The following is a 22,355-nucleotide window of genomic DNA, read 5'->3' on the forward strand; positions in this document are numbered from 1 at the left end:
TATGATTTCTGGTTGTTCGACCGTATCGACCAGAATGGCGGCTGGTTCGTCTCCCGTGTCAAAGACAACGCGAACTTCGAGATCGTCGAAGAACTGCGGACATGGCGGGGTAACACCATTCCGCTAGAGGGCAAGTCGCTGCAGGCCGTCCTCGACGACCTGCAGCGACAGGAGATTGACGTACGTATCACCCTCTCATTCGACCGCAAACGAGGGTCGAGCGCTAGCGAGACCCGGACGTTTCGACTAGTTGGCCTCCGCAACGATGAGTCCGAAGAGTACCACCTCTATCTGACGAATCTTCAAAGAGACGACTACCGCGCGCCCGATATCGCACAGCTCTATCGGGCGCGCTGGGAGGTAGAATTGCTGTTCAAAGAGCTAAAATCGCGGTTCGGCTTGGATGAGATCAATACGACTGACGCTTACATCATTGAAGCACTGATCATCATGGCCGCGATTTCATTGATGATGAGCCGAGTTATCGTAGACGAGCTACGGGAACTCGAAGCACAACAGCGAGAGATGACTGCCGCCGCAGACGCCGACTCGTCGGCGTCGCGGCTTCCTCGTCGTCGATGTTCGCTAGCCGTTGAACGGCACGCTCATCTCATTCAGCTGTATCTGATGCTTGAGTTGGGCTACGAACTGCCGGATTTGGATGAGTTGTTGCTGTGGGCGTCGCAGAATCCAAATCCCCAGAGGGATCGGCTATGCAGACAGGTTGAATCAGGTGAGTTTGCTTTTGATCGCCACTAAACTAGAACGCATGGTTTTGACTCCTGGGATTCGAACCGGCTGTCCGTCTCCGATTCAAGTGAGTTGATTTTCTCGTTGGTCTCCGACGATAGCGAATCGATCTTCTCGTCGGTCTCCGATTCGAGCGAATCGATCTTCTCGTTAGTCTTCGACGAAAGTGAGTTGATCCTCTCGTCGGTCTTCGATTCAAGCGAACTGATCTTCTCATCGGTCTCCGTCGAGAGCGACTCGAGTCGCTCGTCCATCTCCGATTTGAGAGCGTCGACATCGGTAGTTACCGATTGCGTCTTCGATCGTATCGAGTGTCTCATCGACCCGATCGATTTCTGATTCAAGCTCAGTAGTGTCGGCATCGACATCGTCGAGCGCATCGAGGAGGTTCGAAAGAACCTCGCTGTGGTTGTGGGCAACCGAATCGAGTTCCGAGACACTCGATTCGAGCGAAGCAATATCCTGTTCGGTCGACTCCATGAACTGCTTTCCCGTCCCGTGTTCATCGAGGAACTCCGAGAGGGCGTTGGTGTACGCCTGCAGTGATCCGATCTCATTTTCCAACTGGTTCAGCCGCGCTTCGAACTGCCCGTTTCCACTGGTCGCACGATTTAGAGCGGAATTGATACCTTCGAGGTTGTCCATGAGGCGGTCGCTGATCTCACGGTGGTCGTCCTTCTGACCGGGTGCAAGCACCTGGATCTGGCTTTGTGACGAGTCGACATCCGGAGTAACAACTGCCTCGTCGTCGGCTGGCTCATCTGTCAGTTCAGTCGCTGCGGGTTCGGCGTCGATATCGGCTTCGTCTACCGGTTCGGCGTCAGTATCGGTTTCGTCTACCGATTCAGCGTCAGTGTCCATTTCATCTGTCGATTCGTCCGCGTCGGCGTGGTCGTCAATCTCTGAATCCATTTCTGTCGTATCTCCGCCGTACACAGCACCGGTATCACCGTTGTTTTCCGTATCTGATCCGTCGACTATCCCGTTTTCGCCGTAAGGGGACTTTGTGTCACCGTTGTTTTCGGTGTCTGTCCCGACAACGACGCCACCTTCACCGATCGATCCAGCATCGTCATCGGTTTCGGCATCCGCAGAACCATTGTTGGCACCCGTCAGGTCAGTAACCTCCGTGGCTGACAGCTTCTCTGCGTCGTCTGCCTCCAGTGCCGACGCATCGGTGGCGTCGGCACTACCAACCGCAGAAGCCGAGTCTCCGGTAGTGTCGGGTTCAACAGTCGGTGATGGAGAGCCCTGAACACCATCTTTAGAGCTACCATTTGTCAGCGGCTCGTCCAGAGTGATTTCCTCAGACTCCTCCGCGTCGACTTTTTCCGGTTCTTCTGCGTCGACTTCTTCCGATTCGACCTCCGAATCCTCCGCCTCGATGTCTGCCGGTTCTTCTGCGTCGACTTCCTCCGCCTCGACCTCCGAATCCTCCGCCTCGACCTCCGAATCCTCCGCCTCGACCTCCGAATCCTCCGCCTCGACCTCCGAATCGTCTGCGTCGACTTCTTCTGATTCGACCTCAGAGTCGTCCGCCTCGGTGTTCTCCGGCTCGTCCGCGTCGACTTCTTCCGATTCGACCTCCGAATCCTCCACCTCGGTGTCTTCCGAATCGTCCACCTCGATTTCTTCTGAATCGTCTGCGTCGACTTCTTCTGATTCGGCTTCTGACTCGTCGATCTCCGGTTCGAGAACCTGATGATCGTCTGACCCTTCTATCTCAACCTCGACGTGTGGCGGTTCCATCCACGTATCGAACTCGTCATCGAATCCCGGTTGATACGAGTACGCCGTTTCGAACCCACCCTTCTCGATGAACTGTCGAGTGAAAAGTAACTTTCCACCTTTAATATCCCAATACTGACATGTTTCCGGATGGATCCCGATCTTGTCAGTGGAAATACCATCAGGGAGTGACTCGCTAATAGTGATTTTCCGGGGCTCGTCACTCCAGTACTCGATGTTAATTACAATCGCTGGATACGGATGATCCGTATCATCGTACGATTTGTGTATCGTCACGTTCTCTTCCGAGAACGTAACAGGTGTTGGTTCAGTCATGATGTGCTGTATTTACTCTTTACTCACATGTTGAACGGATTATTATTATATTATTGATTTTCGTCCTTGCCTACACGTACTCAAACCATTAGAGCCTTCAGTTCGATTGTTTACAACTCCACCGACAGATCATGCTGTTGTAGCGATAACTCTCAGGTCGCAACCGGACCGACTCAGCGAGATCGGAATCGATCGGAGGCCGATGATCGAGCGATGCGCGGATGAAATAGTCATCGTGTGAGGTTTTAAGCCCGGCGTGTCCCAAACGCGTGTATGGGAATCCTTTCGCGTGCGTCGTTTGTCATCCGCTCGAAGATCAGTGCGATACTGAATCGCTCCGAAGACCCCGGAGAATCGCTCGATTACTCCTACGAGAAAATGCGCGACCAGCTCCAAGACGTCAAACAGGGAATCGCCGATCTGACCACCCAGAAGAAACGCCTGGAGATCCAGAAGCGTCGACTCGAAGAGAACGTCGAGAAACACAACAGTCAGGCGCGCGAGGCCGTCCAGCAGGACCGCGACGATCTGGCGCGGAAAGCCCTCGAAAAGAAGAAATCGAAGATGGCACAGATCGAAGAACTCGACGTCCAGATCGCCGAACTCGAATCGACCCAGGAGAATCTCGTCGACAAGAAGAACACGCTCCAGGGCCGTATCGAGGAGTTCCGCACGAAAAAGGAGACGATGAAAGCCCGCTACGAGGCCGCCGAGGCCTCGACGCGCGTTTCCGAGGCGATGACCGGCGTGGGCGACGAGATGGGCGACGTCACCCGCTCGATCGAACGCGCCGAAGAACAGACCGACGAGATGGAAGCCCGGTCGGCCGCGATGGACGAACTCGAAGATTCGGGTGCGTTCGAGGACGCCCTGTCGGACAAGGACAGCATCGACCGCGAACTCGACGGCCTCTCGTCGAGCCGGGAGGTCGACTCCGAACTCGACACGCTGAAAGCCGAGATGGGGAAGGGATCGGCCGACGCCGACGAGTCGACCGAGACGGAAACCGAGACCGAAGCGTCGACTGACGCCGACAACGAAGTGGTCGACAGCGAGGTCGAAGCCGAGTTGGACGAACTCCGCGACAACGAGAACGCCTGATCGGTCGGCTTGGGGGTGCGAAGGCGATCGAAGCGGTTTGCGGTAGCTACTCGTGTGATCGAGACAATTGGACGAGTTGATGGCTCCGTGGTGTTTTAGCTGGCTTTGCCGTCGAGTACGACAGCCAATGAGTGACCTCCAGTCAACCCAGTACCGATCCAAAAAAGAAGACCGGCAAGGGATGCGGCTGCGACTGCTGTTGACGGTCAATCGGTGGCTGCTGACGGCCGTTATTCTCGCGATGGGGTTCGCCGTCCTCATCGGGCTGAGTCAGATCGGTCTCACACCGCTTCGGGAGACCGCCGCGGCCCACAACCGGATCGAGTACATCTTTTCGGCGTTCATCGGCGCGATCATCACCGGAACCTCGGTCGTCGTCACGATCAACCAGTTGGTACTCTCACAGGAACTCGGAGCCGTTGGCGACCAACTGAACAGAATGGAGGGTGCAATGAGCTTTCAGCGAGACATCGAGACAGCGCTCGAAAAGGGGGTGACTCCGCCGGAGCCGGCCGCCTTTCTTCGAACGCTGCTTGAGGGGATTCAATCACAGGCCATCGCGATGGACAACACGGTCGACGAGCGGGCAGATCCGGCGATGGCCGAGGAGGTGTCGACGTACGTCGAGACGATCAGACAGAACACCGACACGGTCATGACCGACCTCGAAAACGCACAGTTCGGAACGTTCGATGTGATCTGGGCCGCGCTGAACTTCGATTACTCGTGGAAAATCTACACCGGTCGACGGCTTCGAGAGGGTCACAGCGAGACGATGACCGACGAGACCGAAAATGCGCTGAACGACCTGTTGGAGATGCTCCAGCAGTTCGGACCCGCCCGCGAGCATTTCAAGACGCTCTACTTTCAGTGGGAGTTGATCAACCTCTCGCGGGCGCTGCTCTACATCTCGGTGCCGGCGCTCCTGTTGATGGGATCGATACTCATGTACATCCAAACCACGACGTTCCAGGGGTCGCTGCTCGGCGTCGACCAGCTCGTCTGGCTGGCGAGCGCGGGCTACGTTATCGGTATCGCTCCGTTCGTCGTCTTTACGGTGTTTGTGGTGCGGATCGCCACCGTTGCCAAGCGGACGCTGGCGATGGGGCCGTTCATTCTTCGAGGGACGCCGCGGGACGAACAGACGAGCTAACGACGAACGTCTCGGTCGACGGCAATCACACTGAAATGGACAGGGGCGGTAGATCGTCCGTGTTCGTCCAGATTCCAGCCCAGCAACCACGACCCCCAATCCAACAGCCAGCAGGGTGGTCGTAGTGGCCGACCCGTGGGGTGGCCGTCGACGGTTTCTCGTGAGTCTCGGGGGCGCTGGAGTCGTCGGCCTCGCTGGCTGTGTCGGTGGCAGCGATACGTCGCGCTACGAATCCGGCGAGATCACCATACCCGACGACGCCGAGCCACGATCCGCAGCCGAGATGAGCGCCGCCGACGCGGTCAGTCAGCAGACCGAACGCGCCGAGGTGTTCCGGACGGACGCCGTCGACCTGCAGCGTCACGAGTTCGTCTTCGAGGACGACTATCGCGGCCCAACCGTCCAGGGCGTCGTCGAAAACACGACCGAGAGCCGACTCGACTTCGTCGAACTCCGGGTTCGGGCGTACAACGACGCCGATCAGTATCTCGGAACCTCTCTCGGCGGCGTTCGTGACCTCCTCGGCGGCCACCAGTGGGCATTTACCGTCATCATACTCGAATCGCCGGGCGATCTCACCACCTACGAGATCGCGACGTTCGGCACACCGACCTGAACCGGCGGTTTCCCCCGCGTATTTAAATGCGGACGAGTCGGGTCGTCCAAAAGTCCGCAAAGGCGTGATCCAGCGCGGCTGCCGGTTTCCCGCCTGCATCAGTGACTGCGGTGTGGTCGGCCAGTTCGTCGACGGCCGAGAGCACCGAGCGCTCACCAGTCAGAATCACTCGCTCGGGGTCGACTGCGTCGATCCGCTCGCGGAGGGCCTCGCGGGCGTCGTCGACGTGGTCGGCGATCTGTTCGTCACGGATTCGCTCGAAGCGACCCTGTGAGAAGCCACCTTTCGAGTGGTCGGATTTGACGTCGGTCTCAAAGCCTTCGAAGTCGGCCCGCTGTGACCCATCGTACACACCGAGCGCGAACACGTCGGCGCGAATCACCCCGAAGACGAAGGTGCCGGTCGGCCGGAACCACGTCTCGTCGACGCGGAAGCCGTCGGCCCACTCGTCGAAAGCCTCGGGCATAATTGGCGGTCGCAAGCAAACCGAGACCAGCCCCGCGTCGTCGGTGTAGTAGATCGTGGGTGCCGCGCGGCGAACGAGTGGCGCACAGTCGCCCGCGGCGTCGTCGACCGTTTCGGAAAGCGAATCGTCGCCGTCGACTGCGGCGGTTAGCGCGCCCTCGGGGCCGGTTTCGACCGACCGGAGTCGTGCGAGAATATCGGCAAGTCGGTCGCCACGGAGCGATTTGGTCCCCCGTGGAGTTCGGTCGACCGCGGTCTCGGTCGCCTGCTCGCTTCGCTCGACGCGGTCTTCGAGTTCGACGATCCGGTCTTCGAGGCGGTTGACCTGCTGTTCGGCCTGTTGGCGGTCGCTGACCGCGTCGGTCCGGCGTTCGGATTCGGCCTCTAGCTGCCGCTGGAGATGGTGCTTTTCGTCTTCCAACTCCTCGATTCGCCGCTTGAGTTCGGCGCGTCCGAGCAGCTCGTCAAACATACCTCAAGGCCGTAGTCAGGAGACTTGAAACGTTGGGTTCTCAGGTCCCGCTCGCTGGTTGCCAACCCGCATACCGAAGTAGCTCCATGGCCCGGCTCGCTTTCGCCAACAGCACTTCGCGGTGGCTGGCCGACCGCTTGTCGAGCAGCGCTGCGGGAACCGCGAGCGTTCCCGACGGAACACTCTCGTCACCGAGTACGGGGATGTGTGTGTTGTCGACTTTCATGACGAGCGGTGCATCGAGCCGTTCGATGCCTTCGCCGTCCGTATACAGCTGTTCGTTCATCGCTTCGTGGTCGGCCTGCTGGATGACCGCCCGCTCGCCGTCGTGCGGTTCAACGTACAGTTCCCCGAGGTAGTAGCCACCGGAAAAGTGCTCAAACATACTGTTCGTGTTATGCCATACCATGTCGAGTGATAAGCGTTGGCGAGAGCGTTTATATAGGACCACAAACAGACCACTCGGTGGCAAAACGGAACAAAGAATCGAGGAAACAGTACGAACGGGCAGTTAGCAGGCCAACGGGTGACCGATCAGGTCCACTCGACGTCGACCGATTCGAGAACGACATCGTCACGCGGTTTGTCCCGGCGGTCGGTTCGCACCGAGCCGATCTCCTCGACGACGTCCATGCCCTCGGTGACCTGGCCGAACACGGAGTGTTTGCCGTCGAGGTGTGGCGTTGGGTCGAGCGTGATGAAGAACTGCGAGCCGTTGGTGTTCGGCCCGGAGTTGGCCATCGAGAGAGTGCCCGCACTGTCGTGAGTGAGTTCGTCGTGGAACTCGTCGTCGAACTGGTAGCCGGGGCCGCCGCGACCGGTGCCGGTCGGGTCGCCACCCTGGATCATGAAGCCCTCGATGATCCGGTGGAAGATGACGTCCTCGTACAGCGGCTGGTTTTCGACCGTGTCGCCGGTTTCGGGGTCGGTCCACTCCTTGGAGCCGGTTGCCAGTCCGATGAAGTTGCCGACGGTGTTTGGCGCACGCTCTTCGAACAGTTCGACCGTGATATCGCCGTGGTTCGTGTGCAGGGTTGCGGTTGGGTTTGCCATATGTGGCGGTTGGGCGGGACGGTGAAAACAGTGGTGTCTCGGTGCTATCGACCGGCTGATCGGATGGTTGGTCGACGACCGTCGCGTTCGGCAGCCGAGCCGTGGTGCCATGGCTCGGGGAAGTTTATGTAGTCGGCCGTCTTAGAAGCGTTTCAACGCGATGGAAGAGAGCATCTCCGGTTTCAAAGTACGCGGAGAGTGGCCAACGATCGTCGAACACGGCGAACGCATCACCCAGGCACTCCGGGAGACGGGCATCGCAGACACCCAAAAGTTCGTCGACGCCTTCGAGGAGTGGAACGAGTGGCGACCGAAGGCCCACGAACGACTGAGCGAGGACGTCAACGAAAAGACCGCAGACCAGGCCAGCGTCAATGAAGGCGAGGGCGAGAAAGCGGGCAAAGCCGCCCGCGACGACGTACGGACTGCCGGTGAGAAGCTCTCGGAGTCCTACGGCAAGATCGAGCAGGGCGACGACGAGGGCGCGGTCGAGCGCTGGCAGGACTCGATCGAGTACGTGACCCGCGCGGCCGATTCGGCGGGCCGCAAAGCGATTCGAACGGTCGAAACGACGGTGTACCAGAAGGTCATGACACAGCTGGCACCCTACTACTTCGACAACGAGCTGGTCAGCGCGAACATCCAGAAAACCACGCAGGGAAACGGCGAGGCCGAGTTCATCTTCGAGGTGAACGTCAACGACGACGAGCGCAAAGAGGAGGTCTCCCAACAGCTCGGCGAGTACGAGGATACCATCGACCGCTGGCACGTCACCACCGAGAAGGACACCGCCAACGTCGAGGCCGCCGAGGGTGTCGAGCCGCCCGAACCCAAAAGCGACGACACCAAGTCGACGACAAACTGAGAGATGGCCGACCCTCTGCGGATCGACCCCGGCGAGCGGACGGCCGACGAGATTCTCACCGAACTCAACCGCGGTCGACGAATCCTCGTCACCGTCGAGCTGCTCGGTCGAGCCCACGAGATCAGCCTCCGGTACGACGGCGAAACCTACTACTGCGATACCCCGACCCGACTCCAGAAACACAGCGACGAGCACGAGATGCACGCCTGTATCCGGAAGATGGGGTACGGGACGTAGACCTATTTAAATACCTGCACGGACAATCGCTGAGCCACGGAGTTTTACTGTGGGTCGCTCGTATGAGTTTCCATGACGCAGTCCCGCGATATCGAGGAGTTGGTCGGCACCACAGAGCCGGAGTTCACGCACATTCTCTCGTGTGTGTTCGGCATTCGCGATCACGAGAGCCGGACGTATCTACGACTGGTCGACCAGCCGGGAACCACGGTCGAAGAGCTCGCCGCCAGTCTCGACCGCGACCGGAGCAACGTCAACCGGTCGCTGTCAACTCTCCGCGAGAAGGGCCTCGTCGGCCGACACCGGCGCTTGCTGGATTCGGGCGGCTACGTTTATCAGTACACCGCCGTCGAGCTGTCGACGGCCCAACAAATGCTCCACGAAGCGCTCGACGAGTGGGTTGAGGCGGTCCACGACACGATCAACGAGTTCGGCGACTGACAACGTCCATGGCTGCCGACAACCGACCGGCTTTTTACGACCGCCCTGTCACACTGATACAATGAGTCTTGAGCTTTCTGCGCCGCCCCAATCGGCTCCGGCGTGCGCCAACGAAGATGGTGTCTGGCTGGAGTGTATCGCCTGCGGCGAGCAGTTCGCCCCGTTCGACGACATCCGGTACACCTGCGACGACTGCGACGGCCTGCTCGAAGTCCGGTACGCAGAGCCGCCGACGTTCGACGACTTCGAGGGCCGGGGCGTCTGGCGGTACAACGCTGGGCTCCCCTTCGAGGTCGGTGTCACGCTCCCCGAGGGCGACACGCCGCTCCACGAGGCCCCGCGCCTCCGCGAGTCGATCGGCATCAAGCGGTTACGAATCAAACACGAGGGGATGAACCCCACCGGCTCATTCAAAGACCGCGGCATGACCGTCGGCGTCAGAGTCGCGAAGGAACTCGGCGTCGGTCGACTCGCCTGCGCCTCGACGGGCAACACCAGCGCGGCACTCGCCGCGTATGGCGCTCGCGGCGGGATGGAAACGCTCGTCCTGCTACCCTCGGGGAAGGTCGCGGCGGGAAAGATCGCCCAGGCGAGTCTACATAACGCCCGGATCTTGGAGGTCGACGGTAACTTTGATTCCTGTCTGGATATCGTCCAGGATCTCGCCGCGAAAGGCGAGGTCTATCTCCTCAACTCGCTGAACCCGTTCCGCCTGGAGGGCCAGAAGACGATTGGCTTCGAGATCCTCGAAGAACACTATCAAGACTACGGCGAGTACCCCGACCGGATCGTCCTCCCAGTGGGTAACGCGGGCAACACCTCGGCCCTCTACAAGGCGTTCCGCGAACTCGTCGCCAGCGGCGAACTGGACGAGGACCAAGTGCCGAAACTGACCGGGGTGCAAGCCGAGGGGGCCGCGCCGATGGTCGAAGCGATTCGAGAGGGCAACGACGAGGTCCGGCGCTGGGAGGACGTCGAGACGATCGCCACCGCGATCCGGATCGGCAACCCGGTCAACGCGCCGAAGGCCCTGCCCGGCATCCGCAACACCGGCGGCACCGCCGTGGCGGTCAGCGACGAGGAGATCACCGACGCCCAGCGCTCGCTCGCTGGCGAGGGGATCGGCGTCGAGCCGGCCTCGGCAGCTTCGGTCGCCGGACTCCGCAAACTCCGCGAATCGGGCGATATCAGCGCCGACGAGTCGGTCGTCTGTCTCACGACCGGCCACCTGCTGAAGGATCCGGATGCCGCCTTCGCGGCCGGTGGCGACCCCGAGCCGGTCCCGAACGACACCGAGGCCGTCTTAGAGCACATCAACACCCCGGAGTCGGCCGTCGGACGCGTCTCCGAACGGGTGTCGAACGCCGTCGGCTCGCGGCTGTTCACGGCGCTGGTGGGCGGTCTCGGAATCGCGTATCTCGGCTACCGGAAGCTGCGTTCGAAACCCGAATAGCCCGTATCGATCACTGTCACGATAGCTGACAATGACGGGGGTTTCGAGCCCGAATCGGCGTCTTGCGGTCGTCTGACTCCTCTTTTTAGTGCTTGAACTACAACTCCGGGTCGATGTGGTCCTCGATGCTCCCGACAGGAACAGTACGCAACGAGAGGCGTGCCGATCGGACGTACCCACGGACGCCACGGTCAGACGGCCCGAGCCACCCCTCCCAACCACGGGCTGACGACCGGCGGAACGAACCAAACCGACAGGACGAACGCGACCGCCTCCAGGAGGAAATCCGGCGGGCGAACGCCGAAATCGAGCGACTGGAGGCGCAGGTAGACCGGCTTCAGCGCGAGGTGGCCGCCCACGCCGACGCCAGACAGCGGATCGTCGACCGCTACGAGCGGGTGATTGCGGAACTCGAAGCGGCGGCCGCGACCGCCAGCCAGCAACCCCCATCGAGCGACCGAACGGATCTCCGGAGTCGACTCCGCGGCTGGCTCTCGGAGTAACTCGCTAATCGTCGCCCGTCGGCGGACCCGAAAGCGGCGCGGTCGTCGGCCGACTGGCTGCCGGTGTCGCGGGATGCCACTCCTCGATCAGCGGGAACCCCGCGGTCCGGATCGCCCCGAGGGCGGCCTGCCCGCGGTCGATCTCGGTGCCGCCCAGCCGGGCGCTGTAGGCGTCGATCGACTCGGTCGACGACGCAATCGGAACGTACCGTACCGTCGTCCCGCGACTGTCGACGTCCACGAGGAGGTACGCCTGCGGGAACGTACAAGTGGCAGGTGCCGTAATTTCAGTGACTGTCGTCGTTGACTCATTTGACGTTCCGTAGTGGGCGACACCAGGGAGGTGAATATGTCCGGTCAGCGCCAGCGGAATCCCGGCGTCGGCCAGCCCGTCGACGACCGCTGGGCCGTTGCGCATGACCGGAACCCCGGACATGTCGATGTCGACTGCCTCGCCGTAGGCGTCGAGGTCGGCCGCCGTCGGCGGGAGGTTGTGATGAGTGATGACAACTGGACAGTCTGCCGACGCGGTACGGCTTTCGAGCCAGCCGAGCTGGTCGGGCGTGATCCGACCGTCATGACTGTCCCGGAGGTCGCCAGAAGGAGTCCATGCGCTATCGAGGCCGAACAGGTCGACCCCGCCGATCCGGGTGTGATACGGCAGCGAGCCGGGCGTGTAGCGGTCGACGAAGCGACCCCGGGCGGCCGATCGGTGGTCATCGAACGTCTTGGGCACGTCGTGGTTGCCGGGCACGGCGAAGAAGGGGGCAGCGAGCTCGTCGAGAAGAGCGTCGACCCGGTCGAAATCCCACGACGCGCCGTCCTTGGTCAGATCGCCGGTCGAAACGACAGCGTCGACGTTGCGATCGTTGATGTCGTCGATAGTCGCCTGGAGAAAGGATTCGGTGCGGTCGAACTGCTTTGGCGAGCCCTCGGCCCGCGTCGACACGTGGGGGTCCGAAATCACGGCCAGCCGCGTCGGCTGCCGGGTCGTCGGGGCCGCGAGCCGGGCCATCACTGTACTGGCTCCGTTCCGAAGCGGTGGACCACTCATTACGTACGCCTCGGGGGTCTGAGCCTAAAGCCGTAACTAGGAGCCGTACACGTGTCTCCTGACAACTATATAGCTACTCTGACGCCCTCGCTAGCTCGAACGAGAGTTTCAGGACACGATTCAGCGACTACCGAGACGTTACCGAGCGAGTAGGGATACGACACGGACCCGCATCCGTCGACTACGGCTATCCGCCCAGCGGGCCAACAACAGTGTGATCATGGAACCCATATCCCCTACACACGAGACGGTGCTGGCACCCCGAAGCTGGCGACCGGTCATACTGGGTGGCATCGGTCTCGCACTCATCGGACTCGTCGCGATAGTGTTCCCGTTCGTAACGGGGCTGTCGCTGTCGTTGATCGTCGGTGGCCTGCTGGTCGTCGGTGGATTCGTCCACCTCTGGCAGGCACTGGGCGTCCGCCGCTGGAACGCGTTCGTCCTGCAACTCGCCCTGGCAGGCATCTACGCCATTGCGGGAGTCATCCTGCTGGCGAACCCCGTACTGGGACTGGTCACGCTGACGACCCTGTTGATCGCCTTCTTCGTCGTCGACGGCGTCGTCGAAATCGGCATGGGGCTACGTTCGCGGGCCCACGCCGGTTGGGGCTCGCTGGTCGCCAGCGGCCTGCTGTCGCTGATCCTCGCCGGAGTGCTCGTCGTCGACCTGCCGGGCAGCCTGCTGTGGGCCGTGGGCCTGCTGTTCGGTATCAACGTCTTCGTCACCGGGGCGACGATGGTCTACGTCGGCGTTTCGAACCGTCGGCGCGAAACGAACGCCGGAGCGGTCGACGAGCCCACCATGGAGAAACCGAGCGTCTGATTGACGCTCGATTTTTTGGCGGCCTCGCTGTAGACGAATTATAAACCGACTGACCGCGTTGATTCGTATACGACCGAGGCGATTTTCGGATGAACAACGCACACAGCAATAGCGTAGCGACACCGGTCGGCTGCCGTCTCGCATGGGGCGTTGGTCAGTGACGCGGATTCTCGTCACCGGGGCGACCGGGACGGTCGGCCGACACGTCGTCGACGCACTGGGTGACCGAGACGTAGCCATCAGGGTCGGCGTACGCGACCCCGAAAACATCTCCAGCGAACTCACCAACATCGCAGAGACGGTCGCGTTCGATTTTGCCAAGCCCGGGACGTGGGGTACTGCCCTTACTGATGTAACGGGGCTCTTCTTGATGCGACCACCCACGGTCGACGCCGGCGCTGTCAGCGAGTTCGCCGATGCCGCCGGACGCGTCGGCGTCGACCGGATCGCCTACCTCTCGGCGCTCGGTGCCGAAAGGAACGTCCTCATTCCTCACCACCGAATCGAAAAGCGAGTGACGGCGACGGGTGCAGCGTACACACTGCTTCGAGCGTCGTTTTTCATGCAGAACCTCCTCGAAGTCCACCGTCCAGACATCGTCGAGCACGGTGAAATCTACCTCCCGGCTGGCGATGGCGAAACGAGTTTCGTCGACGCACGCGATGTCGGTGCAGTTGCGGCGACAGTGCTCACCGAGTCGGGCCACGAGAACCGGGCCTACGATCTGACGGGACCCGAGGCGCTGGCCTATGACGACGTTGCCGAGATTTTCACCGACGTGCTGGGTCGACCGATCACCTATCCGAACCCATCGCTGGTGCAGTTCATAATCAGAATGCGACGCCGAGGCCACCCGCTGCCGTTTGTGCTGCTGATGTGTGCTATTTATACCACGGCTCGACTTGGACTCGCCGGGCGCGTGACCGACGACGTCGAACGGATTCTGGGTCGACGGCCACGAGGAATACGATCGTTCATCGAAGATTACGTCAAAGAGTTTCAGCCCTCCACACGGTGAGCTACGACGACGGCTCGACGTCGACTGAGGCTTCGGCCTCGGCGTGTGAAAAGACGAACTCCCGAAGGAGTTTGCCAGCCAGCGCGGCGGCCTGGCCGTCGTCGCGGTCGTTGACCTCGACCACGTCGAACCCCGCACAGTAAGGTGCGACGGCTCGGACCACGCCCCGCATCTGCTGAGGGGTGAGTCCAAAGGGTTCCATGGTTCCTGTGCCGGGCGCGAAGCCCGGATCGGCGGCGTCGATGTCGACGCTCAGATACACCGATCGTCCATCGAATTCGGGCGGGTCGGCCAGCCAGTCGTCGACGGCTTCCGGCTCGACCACGGTCACGTCGTCTTCGTCGGCCCGCTCCCATTCGGCGGCAGAGCCGGTGCGCGCACCGAGAACGATCGCTTCGTCGGCAGTTTCGAGCGCACGCCAGGTGACACATGCGTGGCTCCACTCGGTGCCGTCGTACTCGGCCCGAAGGTCGAGATGGGCGTCCAGACAGACGAAAACGTCAGGATCGACCGCGTCGACCGCTGGAATCGTGACGGTGTGTTCGCCACCCAGCAGAAGCGGGATTGCGTCGTCCCAGACGACGTCCCGGAGTTGGCCGCCGAGGTAGTCGCAGTATTCGGCGACCGCAGCCCACGCCCGAACGTCGCCCACGTCGTGGACTCCACAGTCGGTGAACTGCTGGTCGGTCCGGTGGTCGTAGTTATCGTAACTCTCGGCAAAACGGCGGATGCGGTCGGGACCGAAGCGGGTCCCGGGTTGAAAGGTGGTCGTGGCGTCGAGGGGCGCGCCGACGACCACGTAGGAAGCAGCCTCGCGGTCGACAGTCGCGCCGGGAAACATTACACGACCTTTCTTTGGCCCTCGTACTCGAGGTATTCGATATCCATATCGCTGCTGAACTCTTCGCCCTCAGGAATACGCATCGTGAACGTCTGGTAGGTGTCAAGATCCATTACCTGGGCGTCATCACCGGTGACTGAGACGACCTGGCCCTGTTTTCGCTCGATGATCGGCACCCAGACCTTGGCGTCGACGGGCTGGCTGAGGCTCCGTTTTTTGCCATCGAAGACACCGCGGCCCTCGACGCGAGCCTTGGCGCTGCCGTGTTTGCCCGGTTTGGCCGTGCTGTAGTGGTTGATTTTACATGGCGAGTCATCCATCATTACGTAGCTGCCCTCTTGCAGTTCGCGAACCTGCTTCTGTTCTCGAGGCATGAACGTCCTTTCTTGAGGGGCGAGTATAAACCGTTTGGAACGCGCCGACCGAGCGCCGATTGGCAGCCGTAGCCAGTGACTCCGCTCAGTTGGGCTGGGCGACGAGCGACTCGAACACCGAGAGCGTCCCGTCGAAGTACGAATCGTCGGTGACTGAGTCGGCAGCCGCCAGCGCTCGGTCGTCGGCGTTGGCGACTGCATACGACTCGCCAGCGACCTCAAACATCGAGACGTCGTTTTCGCTGTCGCCGATCGCGACGAACTCGGTGGGGTCAATTCCGAGATGATCGGCAGCCGCTAGAAGACCGTCGCCCTTCTCGACGCCGGGCGTTTTGAGGTGGTAGGCGTAGCCGGTGTCGACGACTTCGAGGTCGAACTCCGCGGCGACCGCGCGCAAAAGTGCCTCGTCAGCGTCCATCGAGGCGGCGATCTCGCTTTCGCGCCAGCGGTTGGTGGTGTCGGCAGGTCCCCAGCCGAGATCACCCCCCTGGGCTTCGAAGCGCCCGATTGCAGCTTCGGCGACCGCCCGGTCGCCCTGAAACGACACCCGGTCGTCGACACAGACGACGCCGCCGTTTTCGGCGATGACGCGCTCGGGAATGCCCAGAAAATGACAGAGGGCGACCGGATACGGGAAGGATTTCCCGGTCGCAATAACGACCGGCGCGGGCCAGTCGGAGAGGTAGTCGAAAATCCGAGAATCGATCCGGTGGTCCGGGGTCGTCAGCGTACCGTCGATATCGAGTGCGAGCGGTGGTACCATACACTCTCTTTGTGACCGAGATGAAAAACATCTCGTCCGTGTACACCGAGACCGATCGGCGACTGATACCGCTCTCGGCGGCTCTGAGCGGTGATGTCACTCAATAAGACATAGCTTTTTCATTATTGATAGTGTATTAGAAAGTGAGATATGAAGAAACTCATCAACGATCCGGAGGCAGTTGTCGACGAAATGCTCGACGGAATGCTGGCAGCGTATCCCGAGCAGCTTCGGCGGCTTGATGGCACCGAGGTGATGGTACGGGCCGACGCGCCGGTGTCGGGCAAAGTCGGGGTCGTCTCGGGCGGCGGTAGCGGCCACGAGCCCACTCACGCTGGCTTTATCGGCGATGGAATGCTCGATGGTGCAGCCGCTGGCCAGGTGTTTACCTCGCCGAGTGCCGACCAACTCGACGAAATGATCCAGGCCTGCGACGGCGGGGAGGGTGTCCTCTGTGTCGTCAAAAACTACGAGGGCGACGTAATGAACTTCGAGACGGCCGGAGAGATGGCCGCCATGGAGGATGTCGAGGTCAGAGAGGTCGTCGTCAACGACGACGTGGCCGTCGAGGACTCGCTCTATACGAGCGGTCGACGCGGCGTCGCCGGGACCATCTTCATCCACAAGGTGGCGGGTGCGAAAGCCGCTGAGGGCGCATCCCTCGACGAGGTTGAGCGCGTCGCCAACAAGATGATCGACAACGTGGCGACGATGGGCGTCGCACTCACTTCGTGTGTCACCCCTGACAAGGGCGAGCCGACCTTCGACCTGCCGGACGACGAGATCGAACTCGGCATTGGCATCCACGGCGAGCCGGGCACCGAGCGCGTCGACATGATGAGCGCCGACGAGATAACCGACCACCTCACCGAGAAGGTCCTTGCAGACCTTGATCTCGATGAAGACCAGGAGATCATCACGATGGTCAACGGCATGGGAGGCACTCCACAGTCCGAACTGTTCATCCTCAACCGCAGGCTACAGGAGATCGTCGACGATCACGGCCTCGAAACGTGGGACGCGTGGGTCGGCGACTACATGACCTCCCTCGATATGATGGGCGCGTCGATCACCGTGGCGGCTGTCGACGACGAACTCAAAGAACTCCTCGACGCGTCGGCCGACACTCCCGCGCTCACTGTCTGATCCGTGGAGCCGAGCGCCGACCGCCGAACAAATCATTTTACTTATATGATTGAATATAAGTAATTCCTTATTACAATAATCGTTCAACATAAATACTTTGAGCTTCGGGCGACTCTCACCTAGCATGGTAGATGAAGCAACGCAGCGGGAGGCGATTCTGGCAGCCGCAACGGCGGTCGCCGACCGACTCGAAGACGAGAAAGCGTATCTAACGGAGTTGGATTCGGCGATCGGTGACGCCGACCACGGCTCGAACCTCACCCGCGGCTTTCGGGCGGCCGCCGAAGCGGTCGAGGGCGACACCGAGTCGACACCCGAGGAGCTCGTCAAAAAGATCGGTGTCACACTGATCTCGAAGGTCGGCGGGGCCTCCGGACCGCTGTACGGCGGCTCGATTATGAGCGCGAGTCAAACGCTCGACGGCGGGCTGACTACCGAGAGTTCGGTGGCGTTTGCCGAGGCCTACCTGGAAAAGGTCCAAGATCGAGGCAACGCCCAACTCGGCGCGAAGACGATGGTCGACGTGCTGGCGCCGGCGGTCCATACGTTCAAGAAATCGGTCGAGGTCGACGACCTTTCGCCGCTGACGGCGTTCGCCAAAGCGACCGCCGCGGCCGAACACGGTGTGCAGTTCACCGTGCCGATCCGCGCACAGAAGGGCCGCGCCTCGTTTCTCGGTTGGCGATCGGTGGGCCACCAGGACCCCGGCGCGACGTCGACGTGGTTCATTATGCAGGAGCTACTGGAGGTAGCCAGTGAGTACCTCGACGGCGAGACCGACGTCGACGCCCGCTCGCCGACGATTCCCGACGAGACGCCCGACGAGGTCGACGAAGCGTGATCGGCCTCGTCGTGGTCTCACACAGCGTGAAAGCCGCCGACGGGATCTGCGAGCTCGCCGCCGAAATGGGAGGAGACGCGCCGCTCGAACCCGCGGGCGGAGACGACGAGGGCGGAATCGGAACCGATTCAGCACGGATCGAACGAGCGATCGAGACCGCTGACGAGGGCGATGGCGTCGTCGTCCTCGTCGACCTCGGTAGCGCGGTGATGAACGCCGAACTCGCCATCGAGATGACCGATACTCACGCGCTGATCGCCGACGCGCCGATCCTCGAAGGCACACTCAACGCGGCTGTCGAGGCGACCAACGAGAAGGCGACCGTCGACTCGGTGCTGGAAAAGGCCGAAGAAGCCCGCGACTACCGGAAAACCTCGTAAGACTGGTCGGCGTCAATACGAACTCAGACGTCTGTAAGGGTCGAACGGACTTCGGTCAGAAACGTCGGGAACCAGTGGAGATCCGCTTGCTCGATGTACGCGACCTTCTCGACGATTCTCGATTCGGTTTCGGCGTCGAGAGCCGTCAAACGAGTGCTTTCAATGGGCCGAGTGCGTTATCGAACCGTTCACGACGCTCCGCGCTGGTCGAACGCTCGTGTTCGCGTATCGAGTGTGCCATCAGGCTCCATGTGTAGTACGTAGCTCTGCGTGGGGTATGAATACTCGGTGGCACCAGCGGCAGCAGAACTGATCACACAGACAGATTGATTTATCTAGTGGCTGAATTTGTTGAAAGGACTGTTCATCGGCTTCTGGACGCCGAAACATCTCAAATAAACTCATATGGCTTGACTACTGCTTCTTCGAGGACCCCTTGGGGTATTTAAAAAGTTGGCACTCGACAAGTGAATGCTGATTCACCCGGCGTATAAACGAGTAGGTAGAGCGAAAGTACCTATGACAGAGTTGACTCAGTTTTCCATTTCATTTGACACCGAACAGGTGAAACGATATGGACAGTAACACACAAATTCTGATGACCGTAGTGATGGGGGTGTTTCTTGTCGCTGTCGCCACGTTCCTCACGCGGGTCGAAAACTGGCGGTCGTATACTCCGGTTGGCGGGGGCGGCTCGTTCATCGACAAATCGGGCTACGTCACCGAAGAGAAACCCACTGGCATCGTTCGCTGGCTCACAACGGTCGACCACAAGGACATTGGAATCCTCTACGGACTGTACGGGATCACTGCCTTCGCGGTCGGCGGGCTAATGGTCACCGTGATGCGGCTGGATCTCATCACAACCGAATCATTACTCGGAAGCGCGACCTACAACGGCCTCCTGACGAGCCACGGCATCACGATGCTGTTCCTCTTCGGAACACCGATTATCGCAGGCTTCGCAAACTACCTGATTCCGCTCCTCATCGGGGCCGACGACATGGCATTTCCACGAATCAACGCCATTGCCTTTTGGCTGTTGCCGCCAGCCGCACTCCTGATCTGGGCTGGCTTCTTCGCCCAGCCGCTCGGGCTGTTCGAACCCGCACAGACTGGGTGGACAATGTACACGCCGCTGTCGACCGGGACCAGCAGTGACGCCGTCGGCGGGGCGGGCGTCGACCTCGTGTTACTTGGACTGCACCTCTCAGGGGTCGCTACCACCATCGGTGCGATCAATTTCATCGCGACCATCTTTACCCACCGCGGCGAGAAGGTGACGTGGGCGAACCTCGATATCTTCTCGTGGACGGTCCTCACGCAGTCGGGACTCATCCTGTTTGCGTTCCCGCTGCTCGGCAGCGCGCTGCTGATGTTACTGGCCGACCGGAACATTGGCACCTCGTTTTTCCTCGCCGAGGGCGGCAACATGCTGTACCAGCATCTGTTTTGGTTCTTCGGTCACCCCGAAGTGTATGTCCTCGTGTTGCCGATGATGGGAATCGTCAGCTACGTCTTACCGCGATTTGCGGGTCGACAGCTGTTCGGGTTCAAATTCGTCGTCTACTCGACGCTCGCGATTGGCGTGCTCTCCTTTGGTGTCTGGGCCCACCACATGTTCTCGACAGGACTGGATCCACGACTGCAGGCCTCCTTCATGGCGGTTTCGATAGCAATTTCGATCCCATCGGCCGTCAAGACATTCAACTGGATCACGACGCTGTGGAACGGCCGGATTCGGACGACAACGCCGATGCTGTTCTGTATCGGCTTCGTCTCGAACTTCATCATCGGCGGTGTCACCGGTGTGTTCCTGGCGTCGATTCCGGTTAACCTTGTGCTGCACGACACCTACTACGTGGTCGGTCACTTCCACTACATCGTCATGGGTGCCATTGCTATCGCTGGCTTCGCGGGAATCTACTACTGGTTCCCGCTTGTTACTGGGCGGATGTATCAAAAGAGTCTCGGGAAGGCCCACTTCTGGCTCACAATGGTCGGGACGAACGTAACGTTCTTCGCGATGATCCTGCTGGGCTACGGCGGTATGCCACGACGCTATGCGAACTACGTGCCCGAGTTCGCCAACCTTCATCAGGTCGCAACACTTGGGGCTTTGATTTTGTTGATCGGCCAGATTATTTGGTTATACAACATGATTACCTCGTGGTTCGAAGGAAAACGCGTCGAGAATGGCGATCCCTGGAACCTCAATCAGGATGGTATGCGATCCATCGAATGGCAGTGGTTCGAACGTAAACTCGACACCCAACTGGCGGCTGACGGTGGCGAGGAGGATGTTGTAACAGACGGTGGCGAAACCGGGAACGAGACGGTCGACACCGACTCGTGTGACGCTGACAAAACTGACGCGTGACACCCTCCACGTGGGGTAAAGCAGTGGTTTCCCGCGTTGAGATATCAGCGATTACGATCTCACATTCAGATATCGGTAGTTATTGAACGAGTTAGTTACCGGAGGTCGGCACTGGTTGGACTCTCGACTGGGAGCCCGACAGTGTTTCCCCACTCGACGAACGAGCCATAATAGTAGGAAACGTTCTCGTAGTCGAGTATCTCTGCGAGAGCCGTCCAGACGAGTGCCGACCGCTCGCCGACGCGACAGTAGACGATGATTGGCTCCTCTGTGGAGTAGTCGTCGAACACTGCTGCCAGTTCCTCGGGTGAGCGGAAGCGGCGATCTGCCTGGATAGTGTCTCGACAGGGTTTGTTCACTGCTCCGGGGATGTGACCGCCGCGTTGTACGCCCTCATTCCAGCCCGGGGGCGCGAGAATGTCGCCGCGGTACTCCGGCGGTGCACGGGCATCGAGCAGACAGCCGCCGGACTCGACGGCCGCTTCGACCTCCCCTCGTCGCGCACGAATGGACTCGTCGGGTTCGGGGGCGTGGTACTTGCGGCTGGGAACCGAGGGAACCGTGTCGGTCGTTGGATACTCGTTTTCGAGCCAATAGTTCCGGCCCCCATCAAGCAACAACACGTTCTCGTGGCGGTAGTACCGCAGCAGCCAGTACGTATGTGCGGCGAACCAATTGAAAAAGTCTCCGTAGAGAATAATCGTCGTCTCACGGGTCACGCCGCAGTCGCCGAGCAGTGTCGACAGTGCCGCCGGAGAGAGCACGTCAAACGTCTCCGTGTCGCGGAGGTCACGCTGCCAGTCGAGACGAACCGCCCCAGGGATGTGTGACGATTCGTAGGTTCCCTGCTGAACGTTCACTTCCAGCAGTCGGTAGTCGGGGTCATTCGTTTGAATCTGCTCCAGATTTGCAGCCACTGCCTCCGCGCTGACGAGTGGCCCGGTCGATTCGAGCATCACGTATCACCCAACTGCTCGGCTGTCTGTGGGAAGCTCTGAAACTCTGTCGGGTGTTCGTTGGTCGCAAAGCTCTTGGCGAGTTTTGATTCGGCACTCCGGAGTCGATACGACAACGTCGACCGGGGACAATCCAGTTCCGTCGACAACTCTTCGAGCGTTATCTGCCGAGGTTTTTCGTAGTAGCCACGCCCAACAGCCTCGACGAGCGCTTCGCGCTGTTCTGGCGGGAGATTCTTGCGCGCGAACAGTCCTGTTCGCCGTTTGGAGGCCTGTCCGATGTGGTCGAACTCGAATCGAATCCCTTCCTGCAACGACACCTGTAGCGCGTCGTAAAACAGTCCGACACCGTCATCGGTTCCCATCATCACTGTCCACGTCTCGCGGTTCTGACGCCGTTTGAGCTCGAATAGTACGTCCGGGCCAATGTACTCAACAGCCAGTGTTGCGACGGACTCGCAGTTCCCGAAGTCCCGCAGGTGATGACATCCTCCTCGCCGTAAACGGCGAGGTTTCCTCGCGCTGGGGGTATCGCTTACCAGCCCACGAAGGCAACTTGCGGGTTCGTATGCTCCTCGTTGGGACGGAGAGAGCGTGGTGACTCCG

General features: G+C 60.5%; 27 protein-coding genes. 15 read left to right on the forward strand and 12 right to left on the reverse strand.

Annotation, left to right across the window (positions count from 1 at the left end):
• Nucleotides 1-759 (forward strand): IS4 family transposase (locus O2S87_RS13525; protein WP_475409315.1); only part of this gene is annotated, 759 nt, incomplete at its 5' end.
• Here O2S87_RS13525 and O2S87_RS13530 read toward each other — a convergent pair.
• Both O2S87_RS13530 and O2S87_RS13535 read right to left on the reverse strand, forming a co-directional pair.
• Nucleotides 756-1,004, reverse strand: a complete 249-nt coding sequence (locus tag O2S87_RS13530; RefSeq protein ID WP_475409316.1) for a hypothetical protein — start codon at nucleotides 1,002-1,004, stop codon at nucleotides 756-758. The two genes, O2S87_RS13525 and O2S87_RS13530, sit on opposite strands and share 4 nt — an antisense overlap.
• Nucleotides 964-2,814 carry a hypothetical protein gene (locus O2S87_RS13535; RefSeq protein WP_475409317.1) on the reverse strand — a complete coding sequence of 617 codons (1,851 nt, stop codon included), beginning with the start codon at nucleotides 2,812-2,814 and terminating at the stop codon, nucleotides 964-966. The genes O2S87_RS13530 and O2S87_RS13535 overlap by 41 nt, the downstream gene beginning before the upstream one ends.
• A 273-nt stretch (nucleotides 2,815-3,087) precedes the next feature.
• Here O2S87_RS13535 and O2S87_RS13540 point away from each other — a divergent pair, with 273 nt between their 5' ends.
• From O2S87_RS13540 to O2S87_RS13550, 3 genes are all read left to right on the forward strand, one after another.
• A complete protein-coding gene (locus tag O2S87_RS13540; RefSeq protein ID WP_475409318.1) occupies nucleotides 3,088-3,915 on the forward strand; it encodes a PspA/IM30 family protein in 828 nt (275 codons plus the stop codon).
• Between the two features lie 127 nt (nucleotides 3,916-4,042).
• Nucleotides 4,043-5,068, forward strand: coding sequence for a DUF7972 family membrane protein (locus O2S87_RS13545; RefSeq protein ID WP_475409319.1), 1,026 nt, complete (start codon nucleotides 4,043-4,045; stop codon nucleotides 5,066-5,068).
• A gap of 124 nt (nucleotides 5,069-5,192) precedes the next feature.
• Nucleotides 5,193-5,684, forward strand: a complete 492-nt coding sequence (locus O2S87_RS13550) for an FxLYD domain-containing protein (protein WP_475409320.1) — start codon at nucleotides 5,193-5,195, stop codon at nucleotides 5,682-5,684.
• 22 nt (nucleotides 5,685-5,706) lie between these two features.
• On the opposite strand, the gene O2S87_RS13555 is transcribed toward O2S87_RS13550, so the two are convergent.
• The 3 genes from O2S87_RS13555 to O2S87_RS13565 form a co-directional block, all read right to left on the reverse strand.
• A complete protein-coding gene (locus O2S87_RS13555; protein WP_475409321.1) occupies nucleotides 5,707-6,621 on the reverse strand; it encodes a Vms1/Ankzf1 family peptidyl-tRNA hydrolase in 915 nt (304 codons plus the stop codon).
• A gap of 40 nt (nucleotides 6,622-6,661) precedes the next feature.
• Nucleotides 6,662-7,006, reverse strand: coding sequence for a DUF5802 family protein (locus tag O2S87_RS13560; protein WP_475409322.1), 345 nt, complete (start codon nucleotides 7,004-7,006; stop codon nucleotides 6,662-6,664).
• 149 nt (nucleotides 7,007-7,155) lie between these two features.
• Nucleotides 7,156-7,674: a peptidylprolyl isomerase gene (locus O2S87_RS13565; RefSeq protein WP_475409323.1), complete on the reverse strand. Its 519-nt coding sequence runs from the start codon at nucleotides 7,672-7,674 to the stop codon at nucleotides 7,156-7,158.
• A gap of 160 nt (nucleotides 7,675-7,834) precedes the next feature.
• On the opposite strand from O2S87_RS13565, the gene O2S87_RS13570 reads away from it, so the two are divergent.
• The 5 genes from O2S87_RS13570 to O2S87_RS13590 all read left to right on the forward strand — a co-directional run bounded on the left by O2S87_RS13570 (nucleotide 7,835) and on the right by O2S87_RS13590 (nucleotide 11,173).
• The gene (locus O2S87_RS13570; RefSeq protein WP_475409324.1) at nucleotides 7,835-8,539 is read left to right on the forward strand and encodes a DUF5828 family protein; all 705 of its coding nucleotides are present in this window, start codon (nucleotides 7,835-7,837) and stop codon (nucleotides 8,537-8,539) included.
• Between the two features lie 3 nt (nucleotides 8,540-8,542).
• Entirely contained in the window at nucleotides 8,543-8,776 is a 234-nt protein-coding gene (locus O2S87_RS13575) for a DUF8001 family protein (RefSeq protein ID WP_475409325.1), read from the forward strand.
• Between the two features lie 72 nt (nucleotides 8,777-8,848).
• Nucleotides 8,849-9,217 (forward strand): helix-turn-helix domain-containing protein, encoded by a 369-nt coding sequence (locus O2S87_RS13580; protein ID WP_475409326.1) that lies wholly within the window; start codon nucleotides 8,849-8,851, stop codon nucleotides 9,215-9,217.
• Between the two features lie 61 nt (nucleotides 9,218-9,278).
• The gene (thrC, locus tag O2S87_RS13585; protein ID WP_475409327.1) at nucleotides 9,279-10,670 is read left to right on the forward strand and encodes a threonine synthase; all 1,392 of its coding nucleotides are present in this window, start codon (nucleotides 9,279-9,281) and stop codon (nucleotides 10,668-10,670) included.
• A 113-nt stretch (nucleotides 10,671-10,783) separates the two neighbouring features.
• Entirely contained in the window at nucleotides 10,784-11,173 is a 390-nt protein-coding gene (locus O2S87_RS13590) for a hypothetical protein (RefSeq protein ID WP_475409328.1), read from the forward strand.
• A gap of 4 nt (nucleotides 11,174-11,177) precedes the next feature.
• On the opposite strand, the gene O2S87_RS13595 is transcribed toward O2S87_RS13590, so the two are convergent.
• Nucleotides 11,178-12,227: a metallophosphoesterase family protein gene (locus O2S87_RS13595; RefSeq protein WP_475409329.1), complete on the reverse strand. Its 1,050-nt coding sequence runs from the start codon at nucleotides 12,225-12,227 to the stop codon at nucleotides 11,178-11,180.
• Nucleotides 12,228-12,447: 220 nt separating this feature from the next.
• Between O2S87_RS13595 and O2S87_RS13600 the strand changes: the two genes are divergently transcribed.
• Both O2S87_RS13600 and O2S87_RS13605 read left to right on the forward strand, forming a co-directional pair.
• Nucleotides 12,448-13,050, forward strand: coding sequence for an HdeD family acid-resistance protein (locus O2S87_RS13600; protein WP_475409330.1), 603 nt, complete (start codon nucleotides 12,448-12,450; stop codon nucleotides 13,048-13,050).
• 142 nt (nucleotides 13,051-13,192) lie between these two features.
• Nucleotides 13,193-14,068: an SDR family oxidoreductase gene (locus tag O2S87_RS13605; RefSeq protein ID WP_475409331.1), complete on the forward strand. Its 876-nt coding sequence runs from the start codon at nucleotides 13,193-13,195 to the stop codon at nucleotides 14,066-14,068.
• 1 nt (nucleotide 14,069) lies between these two features.
• On the opposite strand, the gene speB is transcribed toward O2S87_RS13605, so the two are convergent.
• The 3 genes from speB to O2S87_RS13620 form a co-directional block, all read right to left on the reverse strand.
• Entirely contained in the window at nucleotides 14,070-14,909 is an 840-nt protein-coding gene (gene speB, locus O2S87_RS13610; RefSeq protein WP_475409332.1) for an agmatinase, read from the reverse strand.
• Entirely contained in the window at nucleotides 14,909-15,283 is a 375-nt protein-coding gene (locus tag O2S87_RS13615; protein ID WP_475409333.1) for a translation initiation factor IF-5A, read from the reverse strand. Before O2S87_RS13615 ends, speB begins: the two co-directional genes overlap by 1 nt.
• An 85-nt stretch (nucleotides 15,284-15,368) precedes the next feature.
• A complete protein-coding gene (locus tag O2S87_RS13620; protein ID WP_475409334.1) occupies nucleotides 15,369-16,046 on the reverse strand; it encodes a phosphoglycolate phosphatase in 678 nt (225 codons plus the stop codon).
• A 150-nt stretch (nucleotides 16,047-16,196) separates the two neighbouring features.
• Here O2S87_RS13620 and dhaK point away from each other — a divergent pair, with 150 nt between their 5' ends.
• From dhaK to dhaM, 3 genes are all read left to right on the forward strand, one after another.
• Nucleotides 16,197-17,192: a dihydroxyacetone kinase subunit DhaK gene (gene dhaK / locus O2S87_RS13625; RefSeq protein ID WP_475409335.1), complete on the forward strand. Its 996-nt coding sequence runs from the start codon at nucleotides 16,197-16,199 to the stop codon at nucleotides 17,190-17,192.
• Nucleotides 17,193-17,316: 124 nt separating this feature from the next.
• Entirely contained in the window at nucleotides 17,317-18,033 is a 717-nt protein-coding gene (dhaL, locus tag O2S87_RS13630) for a dihydroxyacetone kinase subunit DhaL (protein WP_475409336.1), read from the forward strand.
• A complete protein-coding gene (gene dhaM, locus O2S87_RS13635; RefSeq protein WP_475409337.1) occupies nucleotides 18,030-18,413 on the forward strand; it encodes a dihydroxyacetone kinase phosphoryl donor subunit DhaM in 384 nt (127 codons plus the stop codon). Before dhaL ends, dhaM begins: the two co-directional genes overlap by 4 nt.
• A gap of 23 nt (nucleotides 18,414-18,436) precedes the next feature.
• Here dhaM and O2S87_RS13640 read toward each other — a convergent pair whose 3' ends face one another.
• A complete protein-coding gene (locus tag O2S87_RS13640) occupies nucleotides 18,437-18,562 on the reverse strand; it encodes a hypothetical protein (RefSeq protein ID WP_475409338.1) in 126 nt (41 codons plus the stop codon).
• 461 nt (nucleotides 18,563-19,023) lie between these two features.
• Between O2S87_RS13640 and O2S87_RS13645 the strand changes: the two genes are divergently transcribed.
• Nucleotides 19,024-20,793 (forward strand): cbb3-type cytochrome c oxidase subunit I, encoded by a 1,770-nt coding sequence (locus O2S87_RS13645; protein WP_475409340.1) that lies wholly within the window; start codon nucleotides 19,024-19,026, stop codon nucleotides 20,791-20,793.
• A gap of 95 nt (nucleotides 20,794-20,888) precedes the next feature.
• On the opposite strand, the gene O2S87_RS13650 is transcribed toward O2S87_RS13645, so the two are convergent.
• Together O2S87_RS13650 and O2S87_RS13655 are read right to left on the reverse strand one after the other, a co-directional pair.
• Entirely contained in the window at nucleotides 20,889-21,749 is an 861-nt protein-coding gene (locus O2S87_RS13650) for a sulfurtransferase (protein WP_475409339.1), read from the reverse strand.
• Nucleotides 21,749-22,291, reverse strand: a complete 543-nt coding sequence (locus O2S87_RS13655) for a helix-turn-helix domain-containing protein (protein ID WP_475409341.1) — start codon at nucleotides 22,289-22,291, stop codon at nucleotides 21,749-21,751. The genes O2S87_RS13650 and O2S87_RS13655 overlap by 1 nt, the downstream gene beginning before the upstream one ends.
• Nucleotides 22,292-22,355: the final 64 nt, after the last annotated feature.

It is taken from the genome of Halohasta sp. A2 (assembly GCF_056175805.1).

Coding starts and splice junctions, on each gene's coding strand:
- O2S87_RS13530 (WP_475409316.1), bottom strand. CDS start 1,004: ATGGACGAGCGACTCGAGTCGCTCTCGACGGAGACCGATGAGAAGATC.
- O2S87_RS13535 (WP_475409317.1), bottom strand. CDS start 2,814: ATGACTGAACCAACACCTGTTACGTTCTCGGAAGAGAACGTGACGATA.
- O2S87_RS13540 (WP_475409318.1), top strand. CDS start 3,088: ATGGGAATCCTTTCGCGTGCGTCGTTTGTCATCCGCTCGAAGATCAGT.
- O2S87_RS13545 (WP_475409319.1), top strand. CDS start 4,043: ATGAGTGACCTCCAGTCAACCCAGTACCGATCCAAAAAAGAAGACCGG.
- O2S87_RS13555 (WP_475409321.1), bottom strand. CDS start 6,621: ATGTTTGACGAGCTGCTCGGACGCGCCGAACTCAAGCGGCGAATCGAG.
- O2S87_RS13560 (WP_475409322.1), bottom strand. CDS start 7,006: ATGTTTGAGCACTTTTCCGGTGGCTACTACCTCGGGGAACTGTACGTT.
- O2S87_RS13565 (WP_475409323.1), bottom strand. CDS start 7,674: ATGGCAAACCCAACCGCAACCCTGCACACGAACCACGGCGATATCACG.
- O2S87_RS13570 (WP_475409324.1), top strand. CDS start 7,835: ATGGAAGAGAGCATCTCCGGTTTCAAAGTACGCGGAGAGTGGCCAACG.
- O2S87_RS13575 (WP_475409325.1), top strand. CDS start 8,543: ATGGCCGACCCTCTGCGGATCGACCCCGGCGAGCGGACGGCCGACGAG.
- O2S87_RS13580 (WP_475409326.1), top strand. CDS start 8,849: ATGACGCAGTCCCGCGATATCGAGGAGTTGGTCGGCACCACAGAGCCG.
- thrC (WP_475409327.1), top strand. CDS start 9,279: ATGAGTCTTGAGCTTTCTGCGCCGCCCCAATCGGCTCCGGCGTGCGCC.
- O2S87_RS13590 (WP_475409328.1), top strand. CDS start 10,784: ATGTGGTCCTCGATGCTCCCGACAGGAACAGTACGCAACGAGAGGCGT.
- O2S87_RS13595 (WP_475409329.1), bottom strand. CDS start 12,227: ATGAGTGGTCCACCGCTTCGGAACGGAGCCAGTACAGTGATGGCCCGG.
- O2S87_RS13600 (WP_475409330.1), top strand. CDS start 12,448: ATGGAACCCATATCCCCTACACACGAGACGGTGCTGGCACCCCGAAGC.
- O2S87_RS13605 (WP_475409331.1), top strand. CDS start 13,193: ATGGGGCGTTGGTCAGTGACGCGGATTCTCGTCACCGGGGCGACCGGG.
- speB (WP_475409332.1), bottom strand. CDS start 14,909: ATGTTTCCCGGCGCGACTGTCGACCGCGAGGCTGCTTCCTACGTGGTC.
- O2S87_RS13615 (WP_475409333.1), bottom strand. CDS start 15,283: ATGCCTCGAGAACAGAAGCAGGTTCGCGAACTGCAAGAGGGCAGCTAC.
- O2S87_RS13620 (WP_475409334.1), bottom strand. CDS start 16,046: ATGGTACCACCGCTCGCACTCGATATCGACGGTACGCTGACGACCCCG.
- dhaK (WP_475409335.1), top strand. CDS start 16,197: ATGAAGAAACTCATCAACGATCCGGAGGCAGTTGTCGACGAAATGCTC.
- dhaL (WP_475409336.1), top strand. CDS start 17,317: ATGGTAGATGAAGCAACGCAGCGGGAGGCGATTCTGGCAGCCGCAACG.
- O2S87_RS13645 (WP_475409340.1), top strand. CDS start 19,024: ATGGGGGTGTTTCTTGTCGCTGTCGCCACGTTCCTCACGCGGGTCGAA.
- O2S87_RS13650 (WP_475409339.1), bottom strand. CDS start 21,749: ATGCTCGAATCGACCGGGCCACTCGTCAGCGCGGAGGCAGTGGCTGCA.